Annotated in this window: 21 protein-coding genes and 1 tRNA gene; 15 read left to right on the top strand and 7 right to left on the bottom strand. The window is 60.2% G+C overall.

Translation table 11 applies throughout. From position 1 onward, the window contains the following. Window positions 1-48: 48 nt before the first annotated feature. From CCR96_RS19325 to waaA, 5 genes are all read left to right on the top strand, one after another. A complete protein-coding gene (locus CCR96_RS19325; protein ID WP_201222385.1) occupies window positions 49-1,518 on the top strand; it encodes an O-antigen ligase family protein in 1,470 nt (489 codons plus the stop codon). Between the two features lie 84 nt (window positions 1,519-1,602). Beyond that, complete coding sequence (locus CCR96_RS19330; RefSeq protein ID WP_201222391.1) at window positions 1,603-2,799, top strand: glycosyltransferase family 9 protein; 1,197 nt, start codon at window positions 1,603-1,605, stop codon at window positions 2,797-2,799. After that, window positions 2,796-3,890 (top strand): glycosyltransferase, encoded by a 1,095-nt coding sequence (locus tag CCR96_RS19335; RefSeq protein ID WP_201222392.1) that lies wholly within the window; start codon window positions 2,796-2,798, stop codon window positions 3,888-3,890. Before CCR96_RS19330 ends, CCR96_RS19335 begins: the two co-directional genes overlap by 4 nt. Next, a complete protein-coding gene (locus CCR96_RS19340; RefSeq protein ID WP_201222393.1) occupies window positions 3,883-5,067 on the top strand; it encodes a glycosyltransferase in 1,185 nt (394 codons plus the stop codon). Before CCR96_RS19335 ends, CCR96_RS19340 begins: the two co-directional genes overlap by 8 nt. Beyond that, a complete protein-coding gene (gene waaA, locus CCR96_RS19345; RefSeq protein ID WP_201222394.1) occupies window positions 5,060-6,343 on the top strand; it encodes a lipid IV(A) 3-deoxy-D-manno-octulosonic acid transferase in 1,284 nt (427 codons plus the stop codon). Before CCR96_RS19340 ends, waaA begins: the two co-directional genes overlap by 8 nt. A gap of 158 nt (window positions 6,344-6,501) precedes the next feature. On the opposite strand, the gene CCR96_RS19350 is transcribed toward waaA, so the two are convergent. From CCR96_RS19350 to rplU, 7 genes are all read right to left on the bottom strand, one after another. Further along, complete coding sequence (locus CCR96_RS19350) at window positions 6,502-7,095, bottom strand: isochorismatase family protein (protein ID WP_201222395.1); 594 nt, start codon at window positions 7,093-7,095, stop codon at window positions 6,502-6,504. 16 nt (window positions 7,096-7,111) lie between these two features. After that, window positions 7,112-7,444 (bottom strand): rhodanese-like domain-containing protein, encoded by a 333-nt coding sequence (locus CCR96_RS19355; RefSeq protein ID WP_201222397.1) that lies wholly within the window; start codon window positions 7,442-7,444, stop codon window positions 7,112-7,114. 30 nt (window positions 7,445-7,474) lie between these two features. Then, window positions 7,475-8,137 (bottom strand): protein-L-isoaspartate O-methyltransferase family protein, encoded by a 663-nt coding sequence (locus CCR96_RS19360; protein ID WP_201222398.1) that lies wholly within the window; start codon window positions 8,135-8,137, stop codon window positions 7,475-7,477. A 112-nt stretch (window positions 8,138-8,249) separates the two neighbouring features. Continuing rightward, window positions 8,250-9,371 (bottom strand): glutamate 5-kinase, encoded by a 1,122-nt coding sequence (gene proB / locus CCR96_RS19365; protein ID WP_201222400.1) that lies wholly within the window; start codon window positions 9,369-9,371, stop codon window positions 8,250-8,252. A 62-nt stretch (window positions 9,372-9,433) separates the two neighbouring features. After that, window positions 9,434-10,585 carry an Obg family GTPase CgtA gene (gene cgtA / locus CCR96_RS19370; protein WP_201222402.1) on the bottom strand — a complete coding sequence of 384 codons (1,152 nt, stop codon included), beginning with the start codon at window positions 10,583-10,585 and terminating at the stop codon, window positions 9,434-9,436. Then, window positions 10,582-10,851, bottom strand: a complete 270-nt coding sequence (gene rpmA, locus CCR96_RS19375) for a 50S ribosomal protein L27 (protein ID WP_201222404.1) — start codon at window positions 10,849-10,851, stop codon at window positions 10,582-10,584. The genes cgtA and rpmA overlap by 4 nt, the downstream gene beginning before the upstream one ends. A 40-nt stretch (window positions 10,852-10,891) precedes the next feature. Next, window positions 10,892-11,206, bottom strand: a complete 315-nt coding sequence (rplU, locus tag CCR96_RS19380) for a 50S ribosomal protein L21 (protein ID WP_201222574.1) — start codon at window positions 11,204-11,206, stop codon at window positions 10,892-10,894. A 375-nt stretch (window positions 11,207-11,581) separates the two neighbouring features. Here rplU and CCR96_RS19385 point away from each other — a divergent pair, with 375 nt between their 5' ends. The 10 genes from CCR96_RS19385 to CCR96_RS19430 all read left to right on the top strand — a co-directional run bounded on the left by CCR96_RS19385 (window position 11,582) and on the right by CCR96_RS19430 (window position 25,324). Beyond that, window positions 11,582-12,550 (top strand): polyprenyl synthetase family protein, encoded by a 969-nt coding sequence (locus tag CCR96_RS19385; protein ID WP_201222406.1) that lies wholly within the window; start codon window positions 11,582-11,584, stop codon window positions 12,548-12,550. 245 nt (window positions 12,551-12,795) lie between these two features. After that, window positions 12,796-12,872 (top strand) — tRNA-Pro (locus tag CCR96_RS19390). A 207-nt stretch (window positions 12,873-13,079) separates the two neighbouring features. Continuing rightward, window positions 13,080-13,394 (top strand): hypothetical protein, encoded by a 315-nt coding sequence (locus tag CCR96_RS19395; RefSeq protein WP_201222408.1) that lies wholly within the window; start codon window positions 13,080-13,082, stop codon window positions 13,392-13,394. A gap of 82 nt (window positions 13,395-13,476) precedes the next feature. After that, complete coding sequence (locus CCR96_RS19400) at window positions 13,477-14,070, top strand: DUF1819 family protein (RefSeq protein ID WP_242519219.1); 594 nt, start codon at window positions 13,477-13,479, stop codon at window positions 14,068-14,070. Continuing rightward, window positions 14,067-14,678 carry a DUF1788 domain-containing protein gene (locus CCR96_RS19405; RefSeq protein ID WP_242519220.1) on the top strand — a complete coding sequence of 204 codons (612 nt, stop codon included), beginning with the start codon at window positions 14,067-14,069 and terminating at the stop codon, window positions 14,676-14,678. Before CCR96_RS19400 ends, CCR96_RS19405 begins: the two co-directional genes overlap by 4 nt. A 132-nt stretch (window positions 14,679-14,810) precedes the next feature. Further along, window positions 14,811-18,335, top strand: coding sequence for a BREX system P-loop protein BrxC (brxC, locus tag CCR96_RS19410; protein WP_201222419.1), 3,525 nt, complete (start codon window positions 14,811-14,813; stop codon window positions 18,333-18,335). After that, window positions 18,332-19,384, top strand: coding sequence for an AAA family ATPase (locus tag CCR96_RS19415; protein ID WP_201222421.1), 1,053 nt, complete (start codon window positions 18,332-18,334; stop codon window positions 19,382-19,384). The genes brxC and CCR96_RS19415 overlap by 4 nt, the downstream gene beginning before the upstream one ends. After that, window positions 19,384-19,881 (top strand): hypothetical protein, encoded by a 498-nt coding sequence (locus CCR96_RS19420; RefSeq protein ID WP_201222424.1) that lies wholly within the window; start codon window positions 19,384-19,386, stop codon window positions 19,879-19,881. The genes CCR96_RS19415 and CCR96_RS19420 overlap by 1 nt, the downstream gene beginning before the upstream one ends. 2 nt (window positions 19,882-19,883) lie before the next feature. Continuing rightward, entirely contained in the window at window positions 19,884-23,594 is a 3,711-nt protein-coding gene (gene pglX / locus CCR96_RS19425; RefSeq protein WP_201222432.1) for a BREX-1 system adenine-specific DNA-methyltransferase PglX, read from the top strand. 251 nt (window positions 23,595-23,845) lie between these two features. Further along, the gene (locus CCR96_RS19430; protein ID WP_201222434.1) at window positions 23,846-25,324 is read left to right on the top strand and encodes an AlbA family DNA-binding domain-containing protein; all 1,479 of its coding nucleotides are present in this window, start codon (window positions 23,846-23,848) and stop codon (window positions 25,322-25,324) included. The last annotated feature ends 46 nt before the right edge of the window (window positions 25,325-25,370 follow it).

The raw sequence follows: 25,370 nt of genomic DNA on the forward strand, positions 1-25,370 counted from the left end.
CAGTGCTGCAGGTCGGTTATAGTACAGTGTTGAACCTTTCAGCCGCTGTTGTTTGTCCAAGTGATCACTGCGAATGCCTCGTCCTGGAACAGCTGGCTAGAGGGCCTGCGCTTATTTAGCCTCTATGGACTCTCCCTGAGCCTCTTTATGGTGCCGGCGGGCGTCTCGGCTGGGCTGTTACTGATCTGGGTTTGGTTCCTGGTGCTGCTGCTGCATCGCCCTCAGCCCCTGCTGCCGCGCCATTTACTGGTTTGGCTGATGCTCGCGTTTGCGCTTTATGTGCTGCTGCAGCCTCTGCTGCAGCCGCTTTTACCGCGCGTTGCGAGTGCTGACCTCGCTTCAGGTTGGGCGGCGGCGTTTAGTTGGTCACAGCTCGTTGTTGTGGTGCCGATCGCCTATGCACTGCGCGGCGATGAGCAGCTCGTGCTGCGTTTGTTGTTGCTGGCCCTGATCGGGCTGGTGCTCGGCACGCTATGGCGACTCGATTGGGCGCTGTTTCTCGGCGATGCCGAGGCCTTCTTCGATTCGCGACCAGGCTTCGGTTTTCCGGCGCTCGCTTATGCCCTCTACGCAGGAACGGCCTTGATCGGGCTGTTGGTGCTGCGCCGGCGCTGCTGGTATCGCACTGATGGCCGGCGACGTTGGTGGGCCTTGGCGTTATGGTTCATGGCCCTGGTCATGCTGGCTGAAGCCGTGGTACTGACACAAGCCCGTGGTAGCTGGCTTGGATTGATCCTGGTGGCGTTGCTCGGGCTGGGGTTATGGCTGCGCGGGCCATGGCGCTATGACGGTCGGATTCCACCTATGCACTTGCTGGTCGTGGCGGCTGCGATCCTGTTGCTGATTGGATTGAACGCGAGCAAGATCGGCGAGCGTCTGCATGAGGAGCAGGCGGTTGCCGAGCAACTGCTGCGGGGCGAGACTCCCGCTGATCAGATCACCTCGTTGACATTGCGTTGGCATGCCCAGCGTTTTGGCCTAGAGCTTTGGCGTGAACGGCCCTGGTTCGGCTGGGGGGCTGGTACCAGCTATCCGCTGATGCTCGCCAGTGTGGCAGCGAGGGCTGTTGAGAACGAAACGGATGGATTCTATGCGGCGGCATTGGCTGAGGGCGAACTCATGGAGGCCATTCGTGGTGGCATGCAGACTGCTGTCGACGAGAGGCTGGCGGCCGCCGCGGAAGGCATTTGGCATTTCGAGGATGGTGTGCTCAAGCATCTCCACAACAGCTACTTGGAGCTACTAACGCAATTGGGTCTGGTCGGCTTTGGGCTCTGGATGCTGATCGCCATGCTGATGGTTTGGACGGTCTATGACGGGGTTCGGGGTGGAAGGCTGAGTCGGGATTTGGGTCTGTTTCTGGTTCTCTCGTTGGTTTATTTGGCGGTCTGGAGCCTGTTCAACTTCCGCATGGTGCATCAGGACTTCCGCGGCTACTGGGCATTGCTCGCCGGCGCTGCGTTGAGCATGTCGCTTTACCGGCGCGACGGCATGACGGGTGAGGGAGTGAGAGGTTGAGCCTGTGAGTGGCAATGGCATCAGCGATGACGGCATCAGAGACGGCAGCATGCGGGATCATGGTATGAGAGACACCGGCGGCTAATGGCGACTCGCAGTTCAAGCGGGCAGATCTCGCCGCGGCGCATCTTGCTCGTACGCTTGAGTGCGATCGGCGACATCGTCTTTGCCTCGCCACTGATCGCCAGTCTGCGACGCGCCTATCCGGCGGCGCGGATGGCCTGGCTGGTGCAGCCGGAGTGTGCCTCGCTGTTGGCGCATCACCCTGACCTCGATCAGATCATCGAATGGCCGCTTCCGCGTTGGCGTCGACTCTGGCGCCAACGGCAACTGCTGAGCCTGCTGAAGGAGGTCGTATCGGCTATCAAGGCGCTGCGGGCGGAGCGCTTCGATCTGGCGATCGATCTCCAAGGGCTGCTCAAGAGTGCGCTGCCGGTGCGTTGGTCCGGCGCGCCAGAGCGCATTGGGTTGGGTTCGCGCGAGGGTGGCCAGTGGCTGATGACGCGTCGAGTCGGACGCGGGCCTGATAATGCTTGGATGAGCTCCGAATATCGTCACCTGGCATCCCGTCTGGGCTGGCCGATCGATGACTTTCGGCTGCGGGTCTATCCGGGCAGCGCGGCCGAGGCTGAGGCCGGGACGCTGATCGCCGCGCATGGTCTGAGCGCCGGTTACGCCGTCATCTGTCCGTTCACCACGCGTCCGCAAAAGCACTGGCTCGATGAGCGCTGGGCAGCGCTGGCCGGCCAGATTCAAGCGCACTTCGGCCTGCCGACGCTGATGCTCGGCGGCCCCGCCGATCGCCAGGCCGCGCAGGTTATTCTCGCCGAAGCAGAAGCCGAAGACGGGGCAGGGAGTAGAGCAGTGGTTAGCGCTTGGCCAGGGCCTGAAAAGGCTGACGGCATGGATGGCCGCCTGGCTACCGGTGGTGGCCGGGCGCTGGTCAACCTTGTCGGTGAGACCAGCCTGCTCTCTGCGGCGGCGCTCATCCAGCGCGCGCGCTTGCTGGTTGGCGTCGATACCGGACTCAGCCACATGGGTATCGCCTTCGAGCGGCCGACGGTGCTGCTATTCGGCTCGACTTGTCCTTATACCGAGACCGGCAGCACCAAAGCGCGCGTGCTCTACCATCGGCGTGAATGCTCGCCCTGCCGGCGCCGGCCAACCTGCGACGGGGCTTTTAGTTGCATGCGCGATATCGAGGTCAGCGAGGTGATGGCGACCCTGGGCGATCTCGCTGATGGCGGCGACTTGGCCGATCGACCGGCGAATCCAGCATGAGGGTGTTGCATGTCGAGGGTGGGGCGCACCTGTACGGCGGTGCACTGCAGTTGCTCTACCTACTGGAGGGGCTGGCAGCGCGCGGTGTCGACACTCATCTGGCCTGCCGCTGCGGCTGCGAGCTCGCGACCCGCGCCGCACCCTTCGCCCAGGTCCGCGAGATGCCGATGGGTGGCGATCTCGATGTGCTGATGATCGGCCGCCTGTATCGCGTGATTCGCCAGACGCGGCCGGACCTTGTGCACCTTCATAGTCGCATCGGTGCCGATCTGATGGGCGGTATCGCCGCACGCCTGGCTGGCGTTCCGGTGCTGCATACGCGTCGAGTCGACAATCCCGAGCCCAAGCTGCTGGTGGCGACCAAGTACCGACTTCACGACCGGGTGATCGCGATCTCCGAAGGTATCGAGCGCGTGCTGCTCGCCGAAGGCCTGCCAGCAGCCAAGCTGCGCTTGGTGCGCAGTGCGGTGCCAGCCGAGCGATATGCGCAGCCCTGCCGCGTGCAGCTGATCAGCCAACGCCTGGGACTGCCGGAAGACGCGCTCCTGCTCGGGGTGGTCGCGCAGCTGATCGAGCGCAAAGGGCATGCGTTGCTGTTAGAGGCGCTGCCGGCGCTGCTCGCCGAGCAGCCGCGGCTGCAGGTCTTGTTCTTTGGTCAAGGTCCGCTGGCGGCAGCGCTCGAACAGCAAATCGGCGCTGCGGGACTGCGCGGGCGAGTCCATCTGACCGGCTTTCGCGATGACCTGCCAGAACTGCTGCCCTGTCTAACGCTGTTGGTGCACCCGGCGTTGATGGAGGGGCTTGGTGTCTCGCTCTTGCAGGCGGCAGCGGCTGGGGTGCCGATCGTTGCGAGTCGGGTGGGTGGCATCCCGGAGGCGGTCGAGGACGGTGTGACCGGTATGCTGACGCCTCCCGGCGATGGGGCCGCACTGGAGCAGGCGATACGGGCACTGCTGTCCGACCCACAGTTGCGCGAGCGGCTCGGTCGAGCTGGGGCAGAGCGGGTTCGGCGCGACTTCTGCGTCGACGCCATGGTTGAGGGTAACCTTAGGGTCTATCGTGAGCTGATTGCGAGGCCCCGTCATGAATGACAGCAAGAGATTAGGCCCAGGGTCGGAGACTGCCGGCCATGCTGGCGCTCCGGCTCAGCCAGAGCCTCAGTGGCCATCCAGCTTGCAGCTGATTGGGAGTAAGGGACTCGGCGGCGCCGAGCGTTGGTTTCAGCGCTTTTGCGATGCGCTGGCCGACCGCGGCGCGCCGGCCGCGATCGGTATCCGTGCCGGTAGTGGCTTGGACAAGGCGCGCGCGCAGGGGCTTGGTGCACAGCTCCCCTGTCATCGGCTGCCGTTCCGAACGGTTTGGGACCCGCTGTCGCGCGCTGCGATCGATCAGCTGGTGAAACGCCTCCAGCCCGAAATCGTGCAGACCTACATGGGCCGTGCGACACGCTTGACGCGCTTGGCGCAGCTGCCGCGACGCACTGGCTTGGCTGGATCGGCGAGGCCGCTGCATCTGACACGACTGGGCGGCTACTATGAGCTGTCAGCCTATCGGCATGCCGATGCCTGGATCGGCAACACGCGCCAGCTCTGTGACTGGATGGTTCAGCAGGGGCTGCCCGCCGAGCGAGTTTTTCATATCTACAATTTCGTCGATCTGCCACCACGCCTTCAAAGCGACGGTCAGGATTTGCGCCGAGAACTCGGTTTAAGCTCAGATGAGCAACTGTTGATCTGCATGGGGCGGTTCGTTACCTTCAAGGGGCATCGATATCTTCTCGATGCGCTTGCGCGCTTGCCTGTCGAGCTTGGCGGCCGGCGCTGGCGCCTGTTGATGCTCGGCGATGGACCTTTGCGGGAGGATTTGCACCAGCAGGCACGGGCGCTCGGGATCATGGATCGCATCCTTTGGCTTGGTTGGCGCCCAGAGCCAGCACCCTATCTCCAGCTTGCCGATCTCGTGGTGTTTCCATCGCTCGATGCTGAGCCCATGGGGAATGTGATCCTCGAGGCCTGGGCCTGGCGGCTGCCGTTGGTCACGGCATCGTTTCGTGGCGCACGCGAGATCGTCCGTCATGGCGAGGATGCTTGGTGCGTGCCTTGCGCCGATGGGCCGGCGTTGGCGCAAGGGATTCAGCATTTGCTGGAAGAGCCCTTGTTGGCGGATGCATTGGTCAAGCGCGGCGCAGAGCGCGTCGAACAAGAATTCTCGCGTGCTGCGATCATGCAGCAGTACTGGGAACTCTATGTCGATCTTGCCGATGGCTAATCGTCTTTACTCATTCCTACTCTTGCTCTTGCTGCCGCTGGTGTTGCTGCGCCTGTTCTGGCGTGGTTATCGGAATCCGGCTTACCTGGAGCGCTGGCCCGAGCGCATCGGGCTTTGGCGTCGGCCGTTGCGTCCCGTCGACATTTGGATTCACGCGGTTTCGGTGGGTGAGGTGCAGGCGATGCAGCCACTGATTCGCGAACTGCTCGGCCGCGAGCCGGCGATGGCGTTGGTGGTCAGTACGACGACACCGACCGGTGCGCGACGGCTGCGAGCCTTGTTCGGTGAGCGGGTCCAACACGTCTTTACGCCCTATGACCTGCCCTGGATCATGCGCCGATTCCTGAACCGGACCCGGCCTCGGTTGGTGATGGTGGTCGAAACCGAGATCTGGCCGAACATGCTCGCGGTCTGCGCTGAGCGGGAGATCCCGGTCATGCTCGCGAATGCACGGATGTCGCCGCGCTCGGCTCAAGGGTATGCCCGCGTTGGCCAGTTCACCGCGCAGACCCTCGGTCGCTTTGCACGTATCGCAGCGCAGAGCCAGCCCGATGCCGAGCGTTTTATTCAGCTCGGCGCGGCGGCGGATCGGGTGCAGGTGACGGGCAGCATCAAGTTCGACGTGCGTTTACCGGCGAGCCTGCGTGACCGCGCCGAGGTTCTGCGCCGTGGTTGGGGCGTCAACCGCCCGGTTTGGGTCGCCGCTAGCACCCATGAGGGCGAGGAGGAGCCGCTGCTGGCGGTTCAGCGCCGGCTGCGGCAGTCGTTCGCGGAGGCCTTGCTGGTCTTGGTGCCGCGCCATCCTGAGCGTTTCGATCGGGTTGCGGCCTTGGTGCATCGTGAAGGCATGGCGATGGTGCGTCGCAGCGATGGTTGCGCTTGCGATGCCGCCTGCTCGGTCTATCTGGCCGATAGCATGGGCGAGCTGCCATTGTTCTTGGCGGCGGCGGATGTGGCTTTTATCGGTGGCAGTTTGGTACCGATCGGCGGACACAACCTGTTGGAGGCGGCAGCATTAGCCGTCCCCGTCGTGATTGGCCCACACTGCTTCAACTTTGCCGAGATCACTCGACTCCTGGTGGCCGAGGAGGGTGCGGTGCAGGTGAAAGACGCGCAAGCCTTGGCCCCGCTGCTCGAGGCCTGGCTTGGCGAGGCTACTGAGCGCGCCCGGATCGGAGAGAACGGCGCTGCCTTCGTCGCACGTAACCGCGGTGCGCTGCAGCGCCTGCTGGTGCTACTCGACTCCGAACTCGGCCGCATCAAGCCGACCGCTTGATGCGCCTAGCCGTCGATTCGATCGGAGTCTGTTGTGGCTTTCGCGTTGGTTTTGCGCGTCTTGCTTTGGCCGTATACCTGAGCCTGTCCGTGCTGGGGCGACTAGGCGCTCCGGCGCTGCTCGGGCTTTCCTGTCCTTGTCTTTCCTATCCTTTCAGCCTAGGGATTGCGCGGCTCTTTGAAGAGACGTGAGACGGCTCTGAACTGCTCGTTTTGGGAGTCGCTGAGCCATTCGAATGCGACCGACTCGGTGTTGCTGACATGGATGCCGGAGTGGCGCATGCGCTCCAAGGCATTCTCGGCCTTGCCTGGGTGCCGTGAGCAGATCGCATCAGCGGCGATGAAGACCTGATAGCCCCAACGTTGCAGGCCTGAGGCGGTCTGAAGGATACAGATATGAGCCTCCATGCCGACCAGGACGACTTGCTTACGCTGCGGCTGCTCGGTGAGCGCGCGCTCGAAGCCAGGGGCGGTGCAGCAGGAAAAGCAGGTCTTCTCGGTAGGCACCGCGGTCTCTGGCATCTGCTCGCGCACCGCGGCGATGGTCTTGCCGAGACCCCGCGGATTTTGCTCGGTCGAGATGATCGGGATGTTGAGGATCTTGGCTGAGCTGATCAGGCGGTTGATGTTGGTCACCGTGCGCTCAAGCAGGTCTTCTGGCATGGCCGCGGCGAGCCGTTCCTGGGCGTCGATGATCAGCAGTTGCGCGAACGCGGCCTGGCATAACGGCATCGGAGCCTGATGGATGCTCATAGTAATCTCCTCGGTTTTAGTAGGTTGGCATCTCGGGGTCGATGTCGCTTGCCCAGGCGGCGATCCCGCCGCGCAGGTTGATGACGCGCTTCAGGCCCTGATGTTCGAGGAAGCGAGCAACCTGTTGCGAGCGAATGCCGTGATGGCAGATGACGACCACCGGGCGCTCTTGGTCAAGCTGGCCGGCGTTGGCCGGCACCTGGCGCATGGGTAAGAGTTCGCTGCCTGGGATGCGGCAGATGGCATGCTCCCAGGGCTCACGGACATCCAGCAGGAGTGGCCGCTGGTCATCGATCTTGCCGCTGCCGTCAAGGATCTGTTTAAGCGCTTGGGGGGTTATTTGGTCCATACGCTGGGCTCTTGCTCGATTCGTGTCAGCTCAGAATGCAAAGCGTTCTGGCGTTGGGGCGTTCTCCAGCGACGCAATATTGGTCTCGAACAGGCGCTCGCGGCGGAAATCGTTGCCGATGCGGGTGATGAGCATGGCCTCCATCAGCGGCGGCTCGCCGACGACGATGAAGAGCCGGCCAGCATCCGCCAGCAAGCGTTCGAGCGCGGCTAGAGGCTCGGTGGTGGGCACTGATCCGGTGACGGCGATGACGTCGAACGGCCAGCCCTGGATATGCCCAGCGAAGGCATCGATGGTATGGACCTCGACCCGGGATGGCCCCATGGCGTCGAGCCGAGCGCGGGCGCCCTCGGCGAGGTCCGGGTCGATCTCGATGCTGGAAACCCGTTCTCCAAGGTGTGCCAGGCAGGCGGTGACGTAGCCAGTGCCGGTGCCAATCTCAAAGACGCTCTCGTGTGGTCGCACATCCAGCGCTTGGAGCATGCGCCCGACGAGTTTTGGTGCCAGCATGGCCGTACGCTCGCCGAGCGGGATCTCGATATCGGCGTAGGCGAGCCCGCGGTAGGCGTCTGGCACGAATGCCTCACGCGGCAGGTTGCGCATCACCGTCAGTACGCGCTCATTGAGCACATCCCAAGGTCGCACCTGTTGCTCGATCATGTTGAAACGTGCGCGATCCATGGTCGGTTGCATCCGTTGGGGTCCTCATCTGGGGTCGGTGGTTGGGCCAGAGGTTCGGCATAAGCACCGACGAAGGGTATGGAATTTGGTCTGGGGTGGCAAGCGTGCGGGTGACGCGCGAGCGCTAAATCAGTACCAGATTATCGCGGTGGATCAGCTCCTCGTCATTGATATAGCCGAGGATGCCAACGAAGGCCGAGCTGGGCTGGCCCTGGATGCGCAAGGTATCTTGTACATCATAGTTGACCAGCCCGCGCGCGATCTCGCGGCCATGCTCGTCCACGCAGGCAACGACCTCGCCGCGCTTGAACTGACCGCGCACGGCCTTGACGCCGACCGCGAGTAGGCTGCGCCCTTGCTCGCACAGCGCCCGTGCGGCGCCGTCATCGAGCACCAGCCGACCGCTGACGCGCAGATGGCCGGCCAGCCATTGCTTGCGTGCTGCCTGTGGCTCTTGCACCGGGGTGAGCAGGGTGCCGATCGGCGCTCCCTTGCCGAGCTGGCTGAGGCAGTCTTCACTGCGTCCGGGGGCAATGATGGTGGCACAGCCGGAGCGGGCGGCGAGCCTGGCCGCGCGAACCTTTGTCACCATGCCGCCGCTGCCGAGGCCGCCGCTGCCACCGGCGACCTCATCGAGGCGATGATCGTTGATGCGGGCCTCAGCGATCAGATGGGCGCCTGGATGCTTGCGCGGATCGGCGTCGAACAGGCCGTCCTGATCGGTCAGCAGCACCAAGAGCTCGGCCTCGATCAGGTTTGCGACCAGCGCCGCCAGGGTGTCGTTGTCGCCGAAGCGCAGCTCGTCGGTGGCGACGGTGTCGTTCTCATTGATCACCGGCACCACGCCAAGCGAGAGCAGGGTCCGCAGGGTACTGCGGGCGTTGAGATAGCGCTCGCGGTTGGCGAGATCGTCGCGGGTGAGGAGCACCTGTGCGGTATGCAGGCCGCGCCGCGCGAAGCAGGTCTCCCAAGCGCGGATCAGCCCCATCTGACCGATCGCCGCGGCCGCCTGCAGGTCGTGTAGTGCGCGTGGTCGCTGGAGCCAGCCCATGCGTGCCATGCCTTGGGCGACGGCGCCAGACGAGACCAGAACCAGATCATGGCCAGCAAGCCGACGCGCGCTGAGCTGGGCGACCCAGGGCTCGAGAACGTTGATATCCAGGCCAGCGCCGTCGCGCGTCAGCAGCGCACTGCCGATCTTGATGACCCAGCGCCGGGTCTGCGGAATCCGCTCGCGGTTGAACATTTGAGTGGCGAGGCGTGAGGAGCGATTAGTGCGTTGTGAGAGGCGAGGCGTGAGGGGCGAGTTTAGTCGAGAGGGTGCCAGGTTGATGGCTCGCTGGTACTGGTCTCGGTGCTCGTGTTGTCGCTGACCTCGGATGCGCTTGGTTGGGCCTTTGGTTGGGCCTTTGGTGGGGAATTGGCCTCTTGTCGGGGCTCGAATGGATGCTGAAGCGCGTTGAGCCGCTGCATCACGGCGCCGACCAGTGCATCAGTGCCCGCACCCGTGACGGCCGAGATGGTGAACACCGGCCCCGTCCAGTCGAGGTCGTCGATGAGCCTGTGTTGCACCTCGGTCGCCAGCTCCGGCTCGAGCAGGTCAGCCTTGTTGAGCACCAGCCAGCGCTCTTTTGTCGCCAGCTCCTCGCCGTGCGCGGCAAGCTCCTGCGTGATGATCCGAGCCTGCTCAAGCGGGGCGGGGCTGCCTTCGTACGGGGCGATGTCGACCAGGTGCAGCAGCAGTCGCGTTCGGCTCAAATGCTTCAGGAAGCGCGTGCCGAGTCCGGCGCCATCGGCAGCGCCGGCAATCAGACCAGGGATGTCGGCGATCACGAAGCTCTGTCGCGGACCCAAACTGACGACGCCGAGGTTCGGATACAGGGTCGTGAACGGGTAGTCAGCAACGCGGGGGCGCGCGCTGGAGACCTTGCGGATCAGACTCGACTTGCCCGCATTTGGGAGTCCAACGAGGCCGACGTCGGCGAGTAGGATCAGCTCCAGCTTCAAGCGACGCCGCTCGCCCGGGGTGCCGGGTTTGGACTGGCGCGGAGCCCGGTTGGTGCTCGATTTGTAGCGAGCGTTGCCGATGCCATGGAAACCGCCTTGTGCCACCAGCAGTTGCTGATCAGCGGTGAGAACCTCTCCAATCAGTTCATTGGTCTCGGCATCTAGCACGCGGGTGCCGAGCGGCACCTGAATCCATTTGTCTTCCCCTCCGCGGCCCGTTCGATTCTGGCCCATGCCGTCACGGCCACGCTCAGCGCGATGGCGGCGCGAATGGCGAAAATCGACCAGGGTGTTGAGCCCCGGATCGCCGATCAGGTAGACACTGCCGCCATCGCCGCCATCGCCGCCATCGGGGCCTCCTTTGGGGATGAAGCGCTCGCGCCGAAAGCTGACGCAGCCATTGCCGCCGTCGCCTGCCTCGACCCGGATCTCAGCCTCATCGACGAATTTCACGCACTGGCTTCGGTAGGCTCGATGCTGACGAATTTGCGGTTGCGCGGACCCTTGATCTCGAACCGCACCACGCCGTCCGTTAACGCGAACAGGGTATGGTCGCGGCCACAGCCAACATTGACGCCGCCGTGGAAGCGAGTGCCGCGCTGGCGCACGAGGATGCTGCCAGCTGAGACGGTTTGACCGCCGAAGCGCTTCACACCGAGTCGTTTCGACTCTGAATCGCGGCCGTTTCGGGAACTGCCGCCTGCCTTTTTATGTGCCATTGTAGTGGTCTCCGTCGCGCTGCCGAATCCAGTGGGTCGGTCAGCCGTTGCTGATGCTGGTGATCTTGAGTTGGGTGAACAGCTGGCGATGGCCCTGCCGCTTCAGGTGGTGTTTACGGCGCTTGAATTTGACGATGCGGACTTTGTCATGCTTGCCGTGAGCGGCGACTTCAGCCGTGACCTTAGCGCCGTCCAGGTAAGGCTTGCCAACCTGAACAGAGTCACCGTCAGCGAGCATCAGCACGCGCGGGATATCCAAAGTCGAGCCTTGATCGGCGTCGAGCTTCTCGACGGTCACGAGATCGCCCTCGGCGACGCGGTACTGTTTACCGCCGGTTTCGATGATTGCGTACATAACGGGGTCGAGATGCCTCGAAATAGAAGTATTTTCACCAAGCGAGGTGGGGCTGCGGTACAGTCGTTGAGTGACCTCCGCCGGACAATCCCTCGATCGCACAAGACCCCCTAGTATGCCCCCGCGATCGCTGGGCGTCAAAGGCATGAAAGGTCCGATTCGGCTTGCCGCCGCTAAGGCAGGGGCCTGAGTTGTCGGCAACGCCGGCTCAAGCCCCAATTTCCGAAGGCATGGCGAGGTTAGGGCAAGGTCCTGGCGAGGCCTTGGCAACGGCGTAGAGGTTCTGGCAACGGCATGACTTTCAGCGAACGCTCTTGACAGTCTTCTAGTGCGAACCTAGCATTTGCCGGCCCTATCAGCAGTAGATGCCGCTTCATGGACCTTTCTCAGATTCGGTCGCCCGTGGCCGATGACGTCAAGGCTGTCGACAAGCTCATCGTTGAGCGCCTGCAGTCTAACGTCGTACTCATCAACCAGATCGGCCACTATATCGTTAGTAGCGGCGGCAAGCGACTACGGCCCCTGCTCGTCCTCCTGGCGGCGCGCGCTTGCGGTTACTCGGGCCATCGACATCTGGATGCAGCGGCGATCGTGGAGTTCATCCACACCGCGACCTTGCTGCATGATGACGTCGTCGATGGCTCGGAGCTGCGCCGCAATCGCGATACGGCAAATACCGTATGGGGCAATGAAGCCAGCGTCCTGGTCGGCGATTTTCTCTATGCCCGCGCCTTCGAGATGATGGTCGATGTCGGCAATCTTCGCATCATGGAGGTGATGGCAGGGGCAACGGCCCGCATCGCCGAAGGTGAAGTGCTCCAGCTGCTCAATGCCAACGATGCTGACACCGACGAGTCGCGCTACATGGAGGTGATCCAGCGCAAGACCGCTACTCTGTTCGAGGCTGGCACGCGACTTGGCGCCGTTCTCACCGAGTCGAGCCCCGAGGTCGAGGCTGCAATGGCAAGCTACGGCCTGCATCTAGGCATCGCCTTCCAGCTGGTTGACGATGCGCTCGATTACATCTCAGACGACGGCACCATTGGCAAGCAGGTCGGCGACGATCTCGACGAAGGCAAGCCGACGCTACCGGTGATTCGCGCGATGGAGGTCGGCACCGACGCTCAGCGCAAGCGGCTCCGCCAAGCCATCGAAGAGGGCGGAAGGCAACATATCGACGATGTTATCGAAGCCATTGTCGCCACCAAAGCGATCGACTATACTGTGGAGCTTGCTCGCTGGCATGCGGACGCGGCCAAACAAGCCTTAAACGCAGTAACAGAATCGCCCAGTCGAGCGTCCTTGGCGGCAACGGCAGACTTCTCAGTCGCTCGGACCTATTAGTACAGGCCAAATCTACTCGCTAGCGAACCCAGGGGGTTCGATGAGTAACGAGTCGAGCTGAAAGTGGCGCTGAGAAGATACTTATCAAAGTAAGTAGCCGAGCAAGCTAATGAGGCAAGCTCAGAAAAAGCAGGCCAAGAGTTGCAAGACGAGCAGGTATAAACTGACGAAGCGGATAGCTGCAACGGCCATCCGCGCGATAAGCGAACCATCAATTGGCGCACCAGGCGATTGATGAAGAACATCGGGGTGTAGCTCAGCCTGGTAGAGCACTGCCTTCGGGAGGCAGGGGCCGGAGGTTCGAATCCTCTCACCCCGACCATTTACGTCAATTCGTTGCTTGATTCCCGCAGTCCTCGTTGTTGATCGCTGTGCGAATGCGCTGACGCGGGACGATCGAGAATCGCCGCGCAGCGAGGCTGCCTAGGTCGTCGCCGTCACACGACACCGCATCCACCTCGCCGCTTCGCCTGGCCCTTCGCGTCTCTGGACGACAATCAGCATTTGCCGAGCATGATGAGGACCTTCGTTGATCACCATTGAGTTTAAATTTCCGTGGTCAATGATGCCTCTGGAGAGCGCGGGCAAATGGAGCGAGGCGGTGTCTGGTGCATTGCAAAGCACGGACCCGCTGTTTGGCAAGCAGCTGTTTGTGTCTGCCAGGCATGACTTAAAGAACTGCCTGTTGGTCGAGAACGACACCGACAACACCTACGCGATTGTCAATTATTCCTTAAAGGATGAGGCGATGGAGTGCGCAACCAGCGAAATCATTGTGTCGCGGCAAGCGCTTGCGGATCACTTGCGTCGGGACTATGAGGAGCAAAGGGAAAAGCGCAAGTAATTGATCGTCCGATCTAAACGGAGACGATCAGTGGGACGATGAGGGGCACGAAGACCAGCCGATGGGCGTTGAGCGATACAACATGGCGTTCACGACAGGCGGTCTCCTGTTGCGCGAGACGCTCCTGGTGCTTGCGCGCTTCCAGCAACTCGGGGACTGGCATGCGGCGCGCGCCGAGGCCCTTCGCGACAACCTGCTTCAAGCCCGCAAGGCCAGCACGGCCAAGCGCTTGGTCGGAGAGGTCATCTCCCGTCTGCAGCACCTGACGTCCGAGGAGATCGCGTTCTTCGACTCCGCGGACGCGCAAGACCAAGCCATGCTGGTGTGGGTCGCGATCTGCCGTCGGTTCAGGTTTATCGCGGATTTCATGGCCGATGTCGTCAGGGAGCGCTACCTGGCGTTGCGCAACGACCTCAGCGGCTCCGACTTTGACGCCTTCCTCGACGCCAAGCAGGCGCAGCATCCCGAGCTGGCCGGAATCACTCCGTCCACCCGCGCTAAGCTCCGTCAGGTGCTGTTCAAGATGCTGCGCGAGGCCCGGCTGCTGAGCAAGGACAACATCATCTTGGCGCCCACGCTGAGCCGCGAGCTGACAACGCTCCTGTTGACGCATCAGGCCGCAGCGGCACGCTACTTCCCAATCACCGAGCAGGACCTCAGGGGGATCGCCGCATGACCGCCGACATCGCAACCCTGCCGATGCAAGCGCGCTACAACCACCTGCTTGAGGTGATCTCCGGTCAGCGTTTTCTCAGAAAGCAGGGGCTCGGCAACGAGGTGCCCTTCTTCATCTGCCCGTTCAAGCCTGACGAGGCGGTCGCCATGGCCCGGCTGCAACGGCAACTGCACAACACACTCGATCAATCCGGCGTGCGCCCGCTCGAGATCAACCTCTACGACATCGCGATTGACCTGCTCAAGACGCGCGGCATCTGGGATCAAATCCTGGAGATGGAGGCCTCGGTCTCGAAGGCCGAGCTGAAAGAACTGCTGCAAGGCGTGCTGGACCCTGAAGCGCACCTGGTCCCAGCCATCGCAGCACGCATGCAGGCTGCTGAGTTCGACGTCATGTTCATCAGCGGCGTCGGCGAGGTGTTTCCCTACATCCGCTCCCACAACGTGCTGAACAACCTGCAAAGCGTTGCCAAAGAAAAGCCAACGCTGATGTTTTTCCCCGGCGCCTATACCCACTCACTGGAGGCCGGGGCCTCTTTGGACCTGTTTGGCCGCCTGCGCGACGACAAATACTACCGCGCCTTCAACATTTACCTTTACGAGGCATGACCGGGTGTTCGTCGGCACCCGCTCGGTGGCTCGCTAGATGGATTGATTTTTGTATTGACGGCATGCCTTGGCGGAGCAGCTGTCTCCGTCAGCAAACGATTGGACAACCAGGGCGTTTGGACCGACTCAGTGATGACGACACTCAAGCATATTTTTGCCAAACCGATCGATCGCGCCATCGAGGGTGTGATCAAGGCCGATGACGACGCCAGCCTGCGCTTGGAGGTCGAAGAGTACGTCCTGACCAACGAGGTCGAGAAGCGCCTCGAGAGCTTCCTCGACGCCTACAACAACTACGCAGGTGCCAACGGCGTCTGGGTGTCCGGCTTCTTCGGCTCCGGTAAGTCGCACCTGCTCAAGATGCTCGCCCTCCTGCTAGAGAACCGCGAGATCGATGGCGCCAAGACGCTCGATCTGTTCCTTCCCAAGTGTCGCGACAACGAGATCCTGCGCGGCGATATCACACGCGCGGTCGCCATCCCCTCGCGCAGCATCCTGTTCAACATCGACCAAAAGGCCGATGTCATCAGCAAGACCCAGATCGACGCCCTGCTCGCGGTGTTCATGAAGGTCTTCGATGAGATGTGCGGCTACTATGGCAAGCAGGGGCATATCGCCCAGTTCGAGCGCGACCTCGACGCACGCGGGCTGTATGCCGATTTTAAGCACGCCTATCAAAAGGCCTCCGGCCGCACCTGGGAGGCCGGGCGTGAGCAGGCACTGCTGGAATCCCGAAACATCGCCAACGCCTATGCCGAGGTCACCGGCGGGGACGCGGCCGACGCCACTGGCATCCTGGACAAGTACCGCAGCCAGTACCGCGTCTCCATCGAGGACTTTGCCGAGAAGGTTCAAGCCTACCTGGACCAGCAATCGCCGGCCTTTCGCCTGAACTTCTTCGTCGATGAGGTCGGTCAGTACATCGCCGACAACGTCAAGCTGATGACCAACCTGCAGACCATCGCCGAGAGCCTGGCGACCCGCAGTCGGGGCCGCGCCTGGGTGATCGTCACCGCGCAGGAGGACATGAACACCGTGGTCGGGGAGATGACCCAGCAGCAGGGCAACGACTTCACCAAGATCCAGGCACGATTCGCCAACCGGATGAAGCTGACCAGTGCCGATGTCGCCGAGGTGATTCAAAAGCGCCTGCTGGCCAAGAACGACGCCGGTGTCGCACAGCTCTCCGACACCTATCACGCCGAGGTCAACAACTTTAAGACCCTGTTCGGCTTCGCCGACGGCTCCCAGACCTACCGCAACTTCCAGGACCGCGACCACTTCATCCACAGCTACCCGTTCATCCCGTACCAGTTTGCGCTGTTCCAGGCCGCGATCCAGAACCTCTCTCAGCACAATGCCTTCGAGGGCAAGCACAGCTCGGTCGGGGAGCGCTCGATGCTCGGGGTGTTCCAGCAGGTCGCGCTGCAGATCGCCGACCGGCCCGTCGGGCAGCTGGCCACCTTCGACCTGATGTTCGAAGGCATCCGCACGGTGGTGAAGGCCAACATCCAGCGCGCCATTCTGCAGGCCGAGCATCACCTCGACGATGCCTTTGCGATCCGCGTGCTCAAGGCGCTGTTCCTGGTCAAGTACGTCAAGGAGTTCAAGCCGACCATCCGCAACCTCTGCGTGCTGATGCTCGAGGACCTCGATGCCGACCTGTCCAAGCTGACCAAGCAGGTCGAGGGCGCACTGAACCTGCTCGAACAGCAAACCTACATCCAGCGCAACGGCGAGCTGTACGCGTACCTCACCGACGAAGAAAAGGACATCGAGCAGGAGATCAAGAACACCGAGGTCGAAACCACGGACGTCGCCGACGAGCTACAGAAGCTGATCTTCGATCAGGTGCTGCGGGCGAAGAAGATCCGCTATGACAAGAATGGCCAGGACTACGCCTATTCACGCAAGCTCGACGACCGCTTGCACGGGCGTGAGCAAGAGCTGGCCATCCACATCGTCAGCCCCTTCCACGAGCACGCCGACAACGAGTCGATGCTGCGCACCCACTCGACCTACCAACAGGACCAGCTGTTCGTCGTGCTGCCGCAGGAAGACCGCCTGATGCGCGACCTCCTGATGTTCAAGAAGACCGAGAAATACATCCAGCAGAACGTCTCGGTCACCCAGCAGGAGACCGTCAAGCGCATCCTGACCGACAAGGGCTTCCAAAACCGCGACCGCTACAACCAGCTCAAGGACCTGGTCGGCACGCTGTTGGGCAAGGCCAAGTTGCTGGTCGCCGGTGGCGATGTCGAGGTCGGCTCGGAAGACCCGGAAACCCGCATCAGCAAAGGGTTCCATGAGCTGATCGGGCGCGCCTACCCCAATCTGCGGATGCTGCGCGGCATCACCCTGACCGAAGCCGATGTCGGCAACTACCTGCGCCATGCCCAGGACGGCCTGTTCGGTGGCGATGCGACCAACCTGGCCGAATCCGAGCAGGAGCTGCTCGCCTTCATCCAGAGCAACAACCGGGGCGGGGTGCGCACCACCCTGAAGGGCCTGCTCGAGAAGTTTGAGCGCAAGCCCTACGGCTGGTACTACGCCGCCATCCTATGCAACCTCGCCAACCTCTGCGCCCGCGGCAAGCTCGAGGTCCGTGCCGACGGCAACCTGCTGGAAGACGACGCGCTGGAACGGGCGCTGCTCAACACCCAGGGCACCAACAACGTCGTGCTCGAGCCCACGGTCGAGTTCACCGCCGCCCAAGTGCGACGGCTGAAGGAATTCGTCGGCGACTTCTTCGATGCACCCCCGTCAGCCAACGAGGCCAAGGCGCTCGGCCAGGAAACCAGTGCCAAGGTCCAGGCGTTGCTGGCCGATCTCGAGCAGCTCCAGGCCCAGGCCGATCGCTATCCGTTCCTGAACGGGCTCGATGCCGTCATCGACAAACTCAAGGACCTCGCGGCCAAGCCCTACACCTGGTACCTCAGCGAGCTCTCCCGCGAGGAAGATGCGCTGCTGGACCTGAAGGAAGGCGTGATCGATCCGATCCGCAAGTTCATGGGCGGCCCCCAAAACGCCATCTACGACGATGCCAAGGCCTTCCTCAAGGACCAGGACGCGAATTTCGCCTACATCGAAACCCCAGAGCTGGACGAGATACGCCAGACGCTCTACGACCCGCACTGCTTCAAGGGCAATCGCATCCAGCAGCTCAAGGCCAAGCTCGATGCCCTTAAGCAGCGGGTGGAGCAGCAGGTCAGCGAGGCGCGGAGCAGGGCGCAGGGCCTGCTCGATGAACTGCAGCAACGCCTGCACAACATGGCCGAATACCAAAGGCTCCCGACCGCACGCACCGACGAGCTGAATGCGCCGTTTCAGGAGCTGAAGGCGCACATCGCCCAGCAGAGGCTGATCGCCGTCATCAATGATCGGCTGCGCTACTTTGAAGAGCAGGGCTACCAGAAGTTGCTCGACCGCATGTTTGCGCTGCTAGAGCCCCCTAAGCCAGACCCGGAGACGGACGCCGACAATGGCAAACCCACGGGCATCAAGGAACCTCGGCGAGAATACGTGGCGGCCAAGCAACTGCGCGTTCCCTTCGACAAGCCGCTGTTGACCACGGCCCAAGATATCGATCAGTACCTGGAGCAGCTTCGTACGGTCCTTCTAGAGCAGATCAACGCAGGAAAGCGGGTACAAATATGATCGAGCGTCTTGAACTGAAAAACTTTACGGTCTTCAAAGACCTGACACTGGACCTCTCGCCCAAAATCAACCTGATCATCGGCGAGAACGGGACCGGCAAGACCCATCTGCTCAAGGCAGCCTATGGGCTTTGCGCCGGTGCGCCCCTCTTTAAGAACAAGCCTAAGCGCGGCGACGATGAACTCGAAGCGGCGCTGACCGCCAAGCTGCTGCGCCTCTTCATGCCGCTGGACGACAAACTCGGCAAGATGCATCGCCAGGGTGCGACCGAGCAGGCCTATCTGTCAGCCCGATTCTCGGGAGGGCAGAAGATCGCCGCGACCTTCTTCAACAACTCCAAGGCGGTAGCCATCCAGGATCGCGCCAACTACGAGCAGTACCAGGCCGAGGCGGTATTCATCCCGACCAAGGAAGTCCTCTCGTTCATGAAGGGGTTCAACAGCCTGTATGAGAGATACGGCCTCTCCTTTGACCAGACCTATCAGGATATCTGCCTGCTGCTCGATCTACCCGAGGTCCGTTCGGAAAGCCTGCACGAAAAATCTAAATGGGCCATGGCCGAGATCGAAGGCATCTGCGGCGGTCGCTTCCTGTTCCATGGCGGCGGCAAGGTCACCTTCAAAACCGAGCATGCTGAATACTCCGCCAACTCCATGGCCGAGGGTTTCCGCAAGGCGGGGATACTGTCACGCCTACTGGAAACCGGCGCGATCCAGCCCGGTGTCAGTGGCCCGCTGTTCTGGGACGAGCCCGAATCCAATCTGAACCCCAAGCTGATGAAGCTGCTCGTGCAGATCCTGCTAGAGCTGTCACGAATCGGCCAGCAGATCATTCTGGCAACCCATGACTATGTGCTGCTCAAATGGTTTGATCTCCTCGTCAACCCTGATGTAGGGCATCACATTAGATTTCATGCGCTTTCCTGGGAAAATGGGGATCTGTGTGTCCAGTCCGCCGATGATTATCGACAGCTGCACAGCAATGCTATCGCCAATACATTCAGTGATCTTTACGATGAAGAGATCAAGCGCTCATTGGGAGGTGCTTGATGACGGTTTTGACTGAGAATGATCTGGAGTTTGACTTTAGCTCAGCCATGGAAGCGATCATCTTTGACGATGATGCTTTACATAATCCCAGTAGCCTGAAGAGGGTGGACTTCATTGCCGAATTCGACGACCGATTTGTCTTTCTCGAAATCAAAGATCCCGATATGCCTGGGGCGGTCAATCCAGAGGCATTCAAAACAAAGCTGCTGACCGGAAACCTCATTCCTGATTTAGCGGGGAAGTACCGGGACAGTTCATGGTTTTGGTCCCTCAGTGGGAAGGCGACAAAACCCGTCTACTATATTGTATTAATCTCTATGGCCAGTCTGGACCCAGCTTTGTTGCTTGCAAAACAGGATGAGCTGAAGCGGTCTCTACCGATCACGCATAAAGATTGGTCAGCACCCTGTGCCGCCGGCTGCGCGGTTTTGAATCTGGATCAGTATAAAAAACACTTCGGCGCAAATTCGGTCCGGCGTTTGAGTGCGGGAGGCTAAGGATGGAAACGCATAAGCTAAAGCGATTTGCTCAATATGCCCGGCGCGCTCTGATTGAACAGGTGGACGCCAAGTTGAAGCTGGTGTTAGCGGCAGAAAGTTTGGCGCGTCGTGAGCATTCGGGGGCGGTTAAAAAACTGGAAGAAGCGATCCAAAAAAGCGATAAGGAACAGGTCATCGAACGGGTGGCCTATATCTGGTTCAACCGCTTCTGCGCCCTGCGCTTCATGGATGTGAACCGCTATAACCGGATGAATGTGGTTTCTCCCGCTGACCCCGGACAGTTTCAGCCGGAGATTTTGACCGAAGCCAAGATGGGCCACATCAACGAGGAGATGGTTCACGACAAGGTCCGGCAGCAGATTTTTGCCCTGCTCGATGGCAAAGCGTCTAGCCGCGACCCGCAGGGTGAGGCTTACCGCCTGTTGGTGGTGGCGGTCTGCAACTTCTGGAACGAGGCGATGCCGTTCCTGTTCCAGCGCATCGACGACTACACGGAGCTGCTGATGCCCGACGATCTGCTCTCGGGCAACTCCATCCTTAGCCTTATCCGCGAGGCGATGACGCCGGATGCCTGCGAGGATGTCGAGGTGATCGGCTGGCTTTACCAGTTCTACATCTCTGAGAAGAAGGACGAGGTGTTCGACGGGCTGAAGAAGAATAAGAAGATCACGCCTGAGAACATTCCTGCTGCGACACAGTTGTTTACGCCGCATTGGATTGTGCGCTATCTGGTGGAAAATTCGCTTGGGCGGTTGTGGATGCTCAATCGTCCCGGTTCCAGGCTCAGGGAGCGTATGGATTACTACATTGAACCAGGAGAAGAGTTAACCACGGAATACACGGAAGGCACGGAAAAAGAAAATAAGAGTAATGATTCCGTGTCGTCCGTGTGTTCCGTGGTTGAAAAGGATTTTCTGGTTGTTTCTTCGCCGGAGGAGATCAAGATTTGTGATCCAGCTTGTGGTTCTGGTCACATGCTTACTTATGCCTTTGATCTGCTTTATGCCATCTACGAGGAGGAAGGCTATGAGCCGGCTGAGATTCCGGAGAAGATTCTTACGAACAATCTCTTTGGCATCGAGATCGACGAACGCGCCGGGGAGCTGGCGGCCTTTGCGCTGACCATGAAGGCTCGCGCCAAGCAGCGCCGGTTCTTCAATAAGGGGGTCAAGCCGAACATCTGCGTGCTGGAAAATGTTCGGTTCGATGAGGATGAGCTGAAGGAGTACATGGACTTTGTCGGGCGCGACCTGTTCACCGCACCGCTGCAAACCACCCTGCGCCAGTTTGAAGAGGCCGACAATTTCGGCTCGCTGATCCGTCCCGATCTCACCGACGTGGACGGGATGCTGAGAATACTGGAGTCAAAGAACGTCTCTGGGCAGTTGTTTATCAGCATGACCCATCAGAAGGTGCTGCAAGCCCTTCGGCAGGCCGATTACCTGAGTCCCAAATACCAAGTGGTGATTGCCAATCCGCCGTATATGGGAGCTAGAAGCATGGCGGGGCGTTTGCAGACATTCGCTAAAGATAGCTATCAAAACAGTAAGTCCGACCTATTTGCCATGTTCATCGAACGCAATCTAGACCTTGCACAGAAACATGGGGCGATTGCGATGATAACGATGCAAAGTTGGATGTTCTTGTCATCCTTCGAGGCACTGCGCGCACGGCTTCTGGATCAGAATACACTGCTATCAATGGCTCACCTTGGTGCCAGGGCTTTTGACAGCATTGGCGGCGAAGTGGTTTCAACCACCACCTTTGTTTTGGAGAATGCTAACCGTCTGGATTACCAGGGTTCCTATCTGAGGTTAGTTGATGGCAATTCTGAAGCAGAGAAAGATAACGCCATCCGAGAGGCAGTTACGAACCCTTACTGTGGCTGGTTCTATCGTGCCTCAGCTGCTGACTTTAAAAAGATTCCTGGAAGCACAATTGCGTATTGGGCTACAGATCAAATGCGCCGGGCTTTTGATAGTGGAAAATACCTTTATAATGTTGCAAGTCCTCGGCAAGGAATTGCAACTGCGAATAACGACTTGTTTCTCAGGCGTTGGCATGAGCTTTCTTTCGAAAGGATTAACTTTAGCTTGAATAATATAAGAGAAGCTTTGGAGAACGAGGCCAAGTGGCTTCCATACAACAAAGGTGGCGACTTTCGGAAATGGTACGGAAATAACGAGTTTGTCATCAATTGGGAGGAAGATGGAAGAGATATTCGTAATTTCCGCGATGAAAATGGCAAGCAACGATCAGCAATCCGGAACCCTAGCTACTTTTTCCGACCTTCCGTGACATGGACGGACATAAGCGCTTCGGCTTTTGGTGTCCGGAGATCGGAAAGAGGTTTTTTGTTTGATGGTTCAAGCCATTCAGCTTTTCCCCCTAAATCCGACCTTGATTTGATTGCCGGTCTGCTGGGATCAAAGACCACATTCGAGTTCTTGAAAATCATCAATCCGACGATGCATTTCCAGGTTGGAAACGTGGCTTCTGTTCCTGTGAATGAACCGGAAATCAAGGCACAAAGACAGCGGATAGAAGAAACCGTTGGAAAACTGGTAGGCTGCGTGAGATGGGACTGGGACTCCTACGAAACCTCTTGGGACTTCACCAGCCTCCCACTACTGAATCCCGACTACCACCAACCAACCCTAAGAGCCGCCTTCCAAAACCTCCGCGCTCACTGGCGGGAGATGACGCTGGAGATGCAGCGGCTGGAGCAAGAAAACAACCGCATTTTCATCGACGCCTACGGCCTGCAGGACGAGCTGCCCCCCGAAGTCCCACTCAACGAAATCACCCTGACCTGCAACCCGCACTACCGCTACGGCAACGACAAAAGCGAGGACGAGCTGGAGGCGCTGCTGCTGGCCGACACCATGCGCGAGCTGGTTTCCTATGCGGTGGGATGTATGTTCGGTCGTTACGCGCTGGACAAGCCGGGACTGATCCTCGCCAACCAAGGCGAGACCATCGAGGACTACCACAGAAAGATTCAAACCACGGAACACACGGAACACACGGAAAAAGAAAATATTCAAAATCCCCCTTCCGTGTCATCCGTGTATTCCGTGGTTAAAAATGCCTTTCCCGCGGACGAGAACAACGTCATCCCCATACTCGACGGCGACTGGTTCACCGACGACATCACCGAACGCTTCCGCCAATTCCTCCGCGTCACCTTCGGCAACGACCATTACGAAGAAAACCTCCGCTTCGTCGAGCAAGCCCTGAACGTCAAGGGCAAGCGCAACTACAGCATCCGCGACTACTTCCTCGGCGAGTTCTACAACGACCATGTGAAGCGCTACAAAAAGCGGCCCATCTACTGGCTCTTCTCCAGCCCCAAGGGCAGCTTCAACGCGCTGATCTACATGCACCGCTATCGCCCGGATACGGTCAGCGTGGTACTCAACGACTACCTGCGCGAGTTCCGCGGCAAACTCAGTACCCGCCTCGACCACCTCCGCGGTGTCGAAGCCAGCGCCGATGCCACCAAGGGCGAGAAGACCAAGGCGCTGAAAGAGATCGAGAAGCTCAAGAAGACCATCGAAGAGCTCGATGCCTGGGAGCGCGAGGTGATGTACCCCCTGGCCACCGAGCAGGTGGAGATCGACCTCGACGACGGGGTGAAGGTCAACTATCCAAAGTTCGGCGCGGCGCTGAAGAAGATTCCGGGGCTAGAAGCCAAGAGCGAGGATTGAGATCGCCATGCGCCCCGGTCCATCAGCCTCGTTCCGGACGCTCACGATTTTGCCGGCTTCGCAGCCGCCAAGGCTGCGGCGCTCGCTCAACACGGGGTGGCATGACAAGCAAGACCGCAGCATTCACCGATTACCAAGATTGGCTGAACGGAAAAGAACCATCGCGGTGCCTATATGCGATTAGTCGATGGCAACTCCAAAGCAGAGAGTATGGAAGTGCTGACCCAGGCGATTGCACAAGGCGAAGCAGCATGACGCTTGCCAACGATAACCCCATCGCCCTATTGCTCCAGGAACCCGAAGGCAAGCGACTGGAGTTCAAACGCGATGCAAGATCGCCGCGTCCGTGGCTTAAGTCAATCGTGGCGTTTGCCAATTCTGCGGGTGGTCGCTTGGTTTTCGGTGTCACGGATGATCGTCAGGTGGTGGGGATTGAAAATCCGCTCGATGAAGAGGAGCGCCTTGCCAATCTGATTGCTGACTCGATCGCTCCACGTCTGGTGCCGAATATCGAGATGACTACCGTGGACGCTAAGACCTTGCTCATGATCGAGGTGTTTCTGAGCGGCGCTCGTCCGCACTTCATCAAGGCGGAAGGCATGGAAGGCGGCACCTATGTGCGTCTTGGCTCGACCAACCGTCAGGCCGATGCGGCACTGATTGGCGAATTAAAGCGATCAGTAAACGGCGGCTCATTTGACGAGCTGCCCATGCCCAGCCTCACGCTGGAGGATCTCGATCGGGCAGCGATCATACAAGCCTTTGGTACGCAACGAATATTGGATGATCAGGCGCTACTCAGCCTGAAACTGATCAGCCACGATCAGGGGCGGATGGTGCCGACCCGTGGCGGTATCTTGCTGTTTGGTAAAGATCGCACTCAGCACTTTTCCGATGCCTGGGTGCAGTGTGGCCGCTTTTATGGCCGTGAAAAGCTCGATATCCTCGACCATGCCGAGATCATCGCGCCGCTGCCGCAAACCGTCGATCAGGTGATACTGTTTCTACAAAAGCACGCCTACCGTGGAGCCGATCTCAGCGCAATACGACGCAAGGATCGCTGGAGCATACCCCTCTCTATTTTGCGCGAAGCGATTATCAATGCCTTGGTACATGGCGACTATGCCCAGCGGGGTGCGCCAATCCGCGTGGTCTTTCTCGACAACCGCATCGAAATTGAAAGTCCCGGCATTCTTCTGCCCGGTCTCACCATCGACGAGATCAAACAGGGCACCTCACGCATTCGCAACCATGTGATCGCCCGCGTCTTTCGTGAGCTTCATCTGATCGAGCAATGGGGCACCGGCGTGCGCCGCATCTTTGCCGAAGCTAAAGCCGAAGGACTCCCTGAGCCGATCATTGAAGAGATCGGTATGCGCCTGCGCCTGACCATCTATCTTGCTGTCGAGCACCGTAGCACAAGAAGTGGCGAACACACCGCAGCGCAGCAGGAGCCAGGGGACCAGTCAAGGGACCAGTCAAGGGACCAGTCGGTGCGAGTTCTTCAGTCGCTATCCGATTCTGAACTTTCCGCGAGCGAAATCGCACGAAGTCTCGATATGCCAAAGAAATCAGGCGCACTCAAACGCGCGATCAAAGCGCTGTTGGAAGAAGGAATGGTGGAATATACCCTCCCCGACAAACCTAACAGTCGGCTGCAAACATACCGCCTTACGGAGAAAGGATTCAAGGCGATCACCGAGAAGAGCGCGAAAAAAGAGCAGACATAACGTCCAACGCCACCGGATGTGGCAGCAGAGGTTAGACCAGACGCGC

The sequence above is a fragment of the Halochromatium roseum genome (genome assembly GCF_016653315.1).
Classification (GTDB): Bacteria; Pseudomonadota; Gammaproteobacteria; order Chromatiales; family Chromatiaceae; genus Lamprobacter; species Lamprobacter roseus.

Excerpts from the sequence above, each read along its gene's own strand:
- CCR96_RS19330 (WP_201222391.1), top strand. The coding sequence starts at position 1,603 with ATGGCGACTCGCAGTTCAAGCGGGCAGATCTCGCCGCGGCGCATCTTG.
- CCR96_RS19335 (WP_201222392.1), top strand. The coding sequence starts at position 2,796 with ATGAGGGTGTTGCATGTCGAGGGTGGGGCGCACCTGTACGGCGGTGCA.
- CCR96_RS19340 (WP_201222393.1), top strand. The coding sequence starts at position 3,883 with ATGAATGACAGCAAGAGATTAGGCCCAGGGTCGGAGACTGCCGGCCAT.
- waaA (WP_201222394.1), top strand. The coding sequence starts at position 5,060 with ATGGCTAATCGTCTTTACTCATTCCTACTCTTGCTCTTGCTGCCGCTG.
- CCR96_RS19350 (WP_201222395.1), bottom strand. The coding sequence starts at position 7,095 with ATGAGCATCCATCAGGCTCCGATGCCGTTATGCCAGGCCGCGTTCGCG.
- CCR96_RS19355 (WP_201222397.1), bottom strand. The coding sequence starts at position 7,444 with ATGGACCAAATAACCCCCCAAGCGCTTAAACAGATCCTTGACGGCAGC.
- CCR96_RS19360 (WP_201222398.1), bottom strand. The coding sequence starts at position 8,137 with ATGCAACCGACCATGGATCGCGCACGTTTCAACATGATCGAGCAACAG.
- proB (WP_201222400.1), bottom strand. The coding sequence starts at position 9,371 with ATGTTCAACCGCGAGCGGATTCCGCAGACCCGGCGCTGGGTCATCAAG.
- rpmA (WP_201222404.1), bottom strand. The coding sequence starts at position 10,851 with ATGGCACATAAAAAGGCAGGCGGCAGTTCCCGAAACGGCCGCGATTCA.
- rplU (WP_201222574.1), bottom strand. The coding sequence starts at position 11,206 with ATGTACGCAATCATCGAAACCGGCGGTAAACAGTACCGCGTCGCCGAG.
- CCR96_RS19385 (WP_201222406.1), top strand. The coding sequence starts at position 11,582 with ATGGACCTTTCTCAGATTCGGTCGCCCGTGGCCGATGACGTCAAGGCT.
- CCR96_RS19400 (WP_242519219.1), top strand. The coding sequence starts at position 13,477 with ATGGCGTTCACGACAGGCGGTCTCCTGTTGCGCGAGACGCTCCTGGTG.
- CCR96_RS19405 (WP_242519220.1), top strand. The coding sequence starts at position 14,067 with ATGACCGCCGACATCGCAACCCTGCCGATGCAAGCGCGCTACAACCAC.
- brxC (WP_201222419.1), top strand. The coding sequence starts at position 14,811 with ATGACGACACTCAAGCATATTTTTGCCAAACCGATCGATCGCGCCATC.
- CCR96_RS19415 (WP_201222421.1), top strand. The coding sequence starts at position 18,332 with ATGATCGAGCGTCTTGAACTGAAAAACTTTACGGTCTTCAAAGACCTG.
- CCR96_RS19420 (WP_201222424.1), top strand. The coding sequence starts at position 19,384 with ATGACGGTTTTGACTGAGAATGATCTGGAGTTTGACTTTAGCTCAGCC.
- pglX (WP_201222432.1), top strand. The coding sequence starts at position 19,884 with ATGGAAACGCATAAGCTAAAGCGATTTGCTCAATATGCCCGGCGCGCT.
- CCR96_RS19430 (WP_201222434.1), top strand. The coding sequence starts at position 23,846 with ATGACGCTTGCCAACGATAACCCCATCGCCCTATTGCTCCAGGAACCC.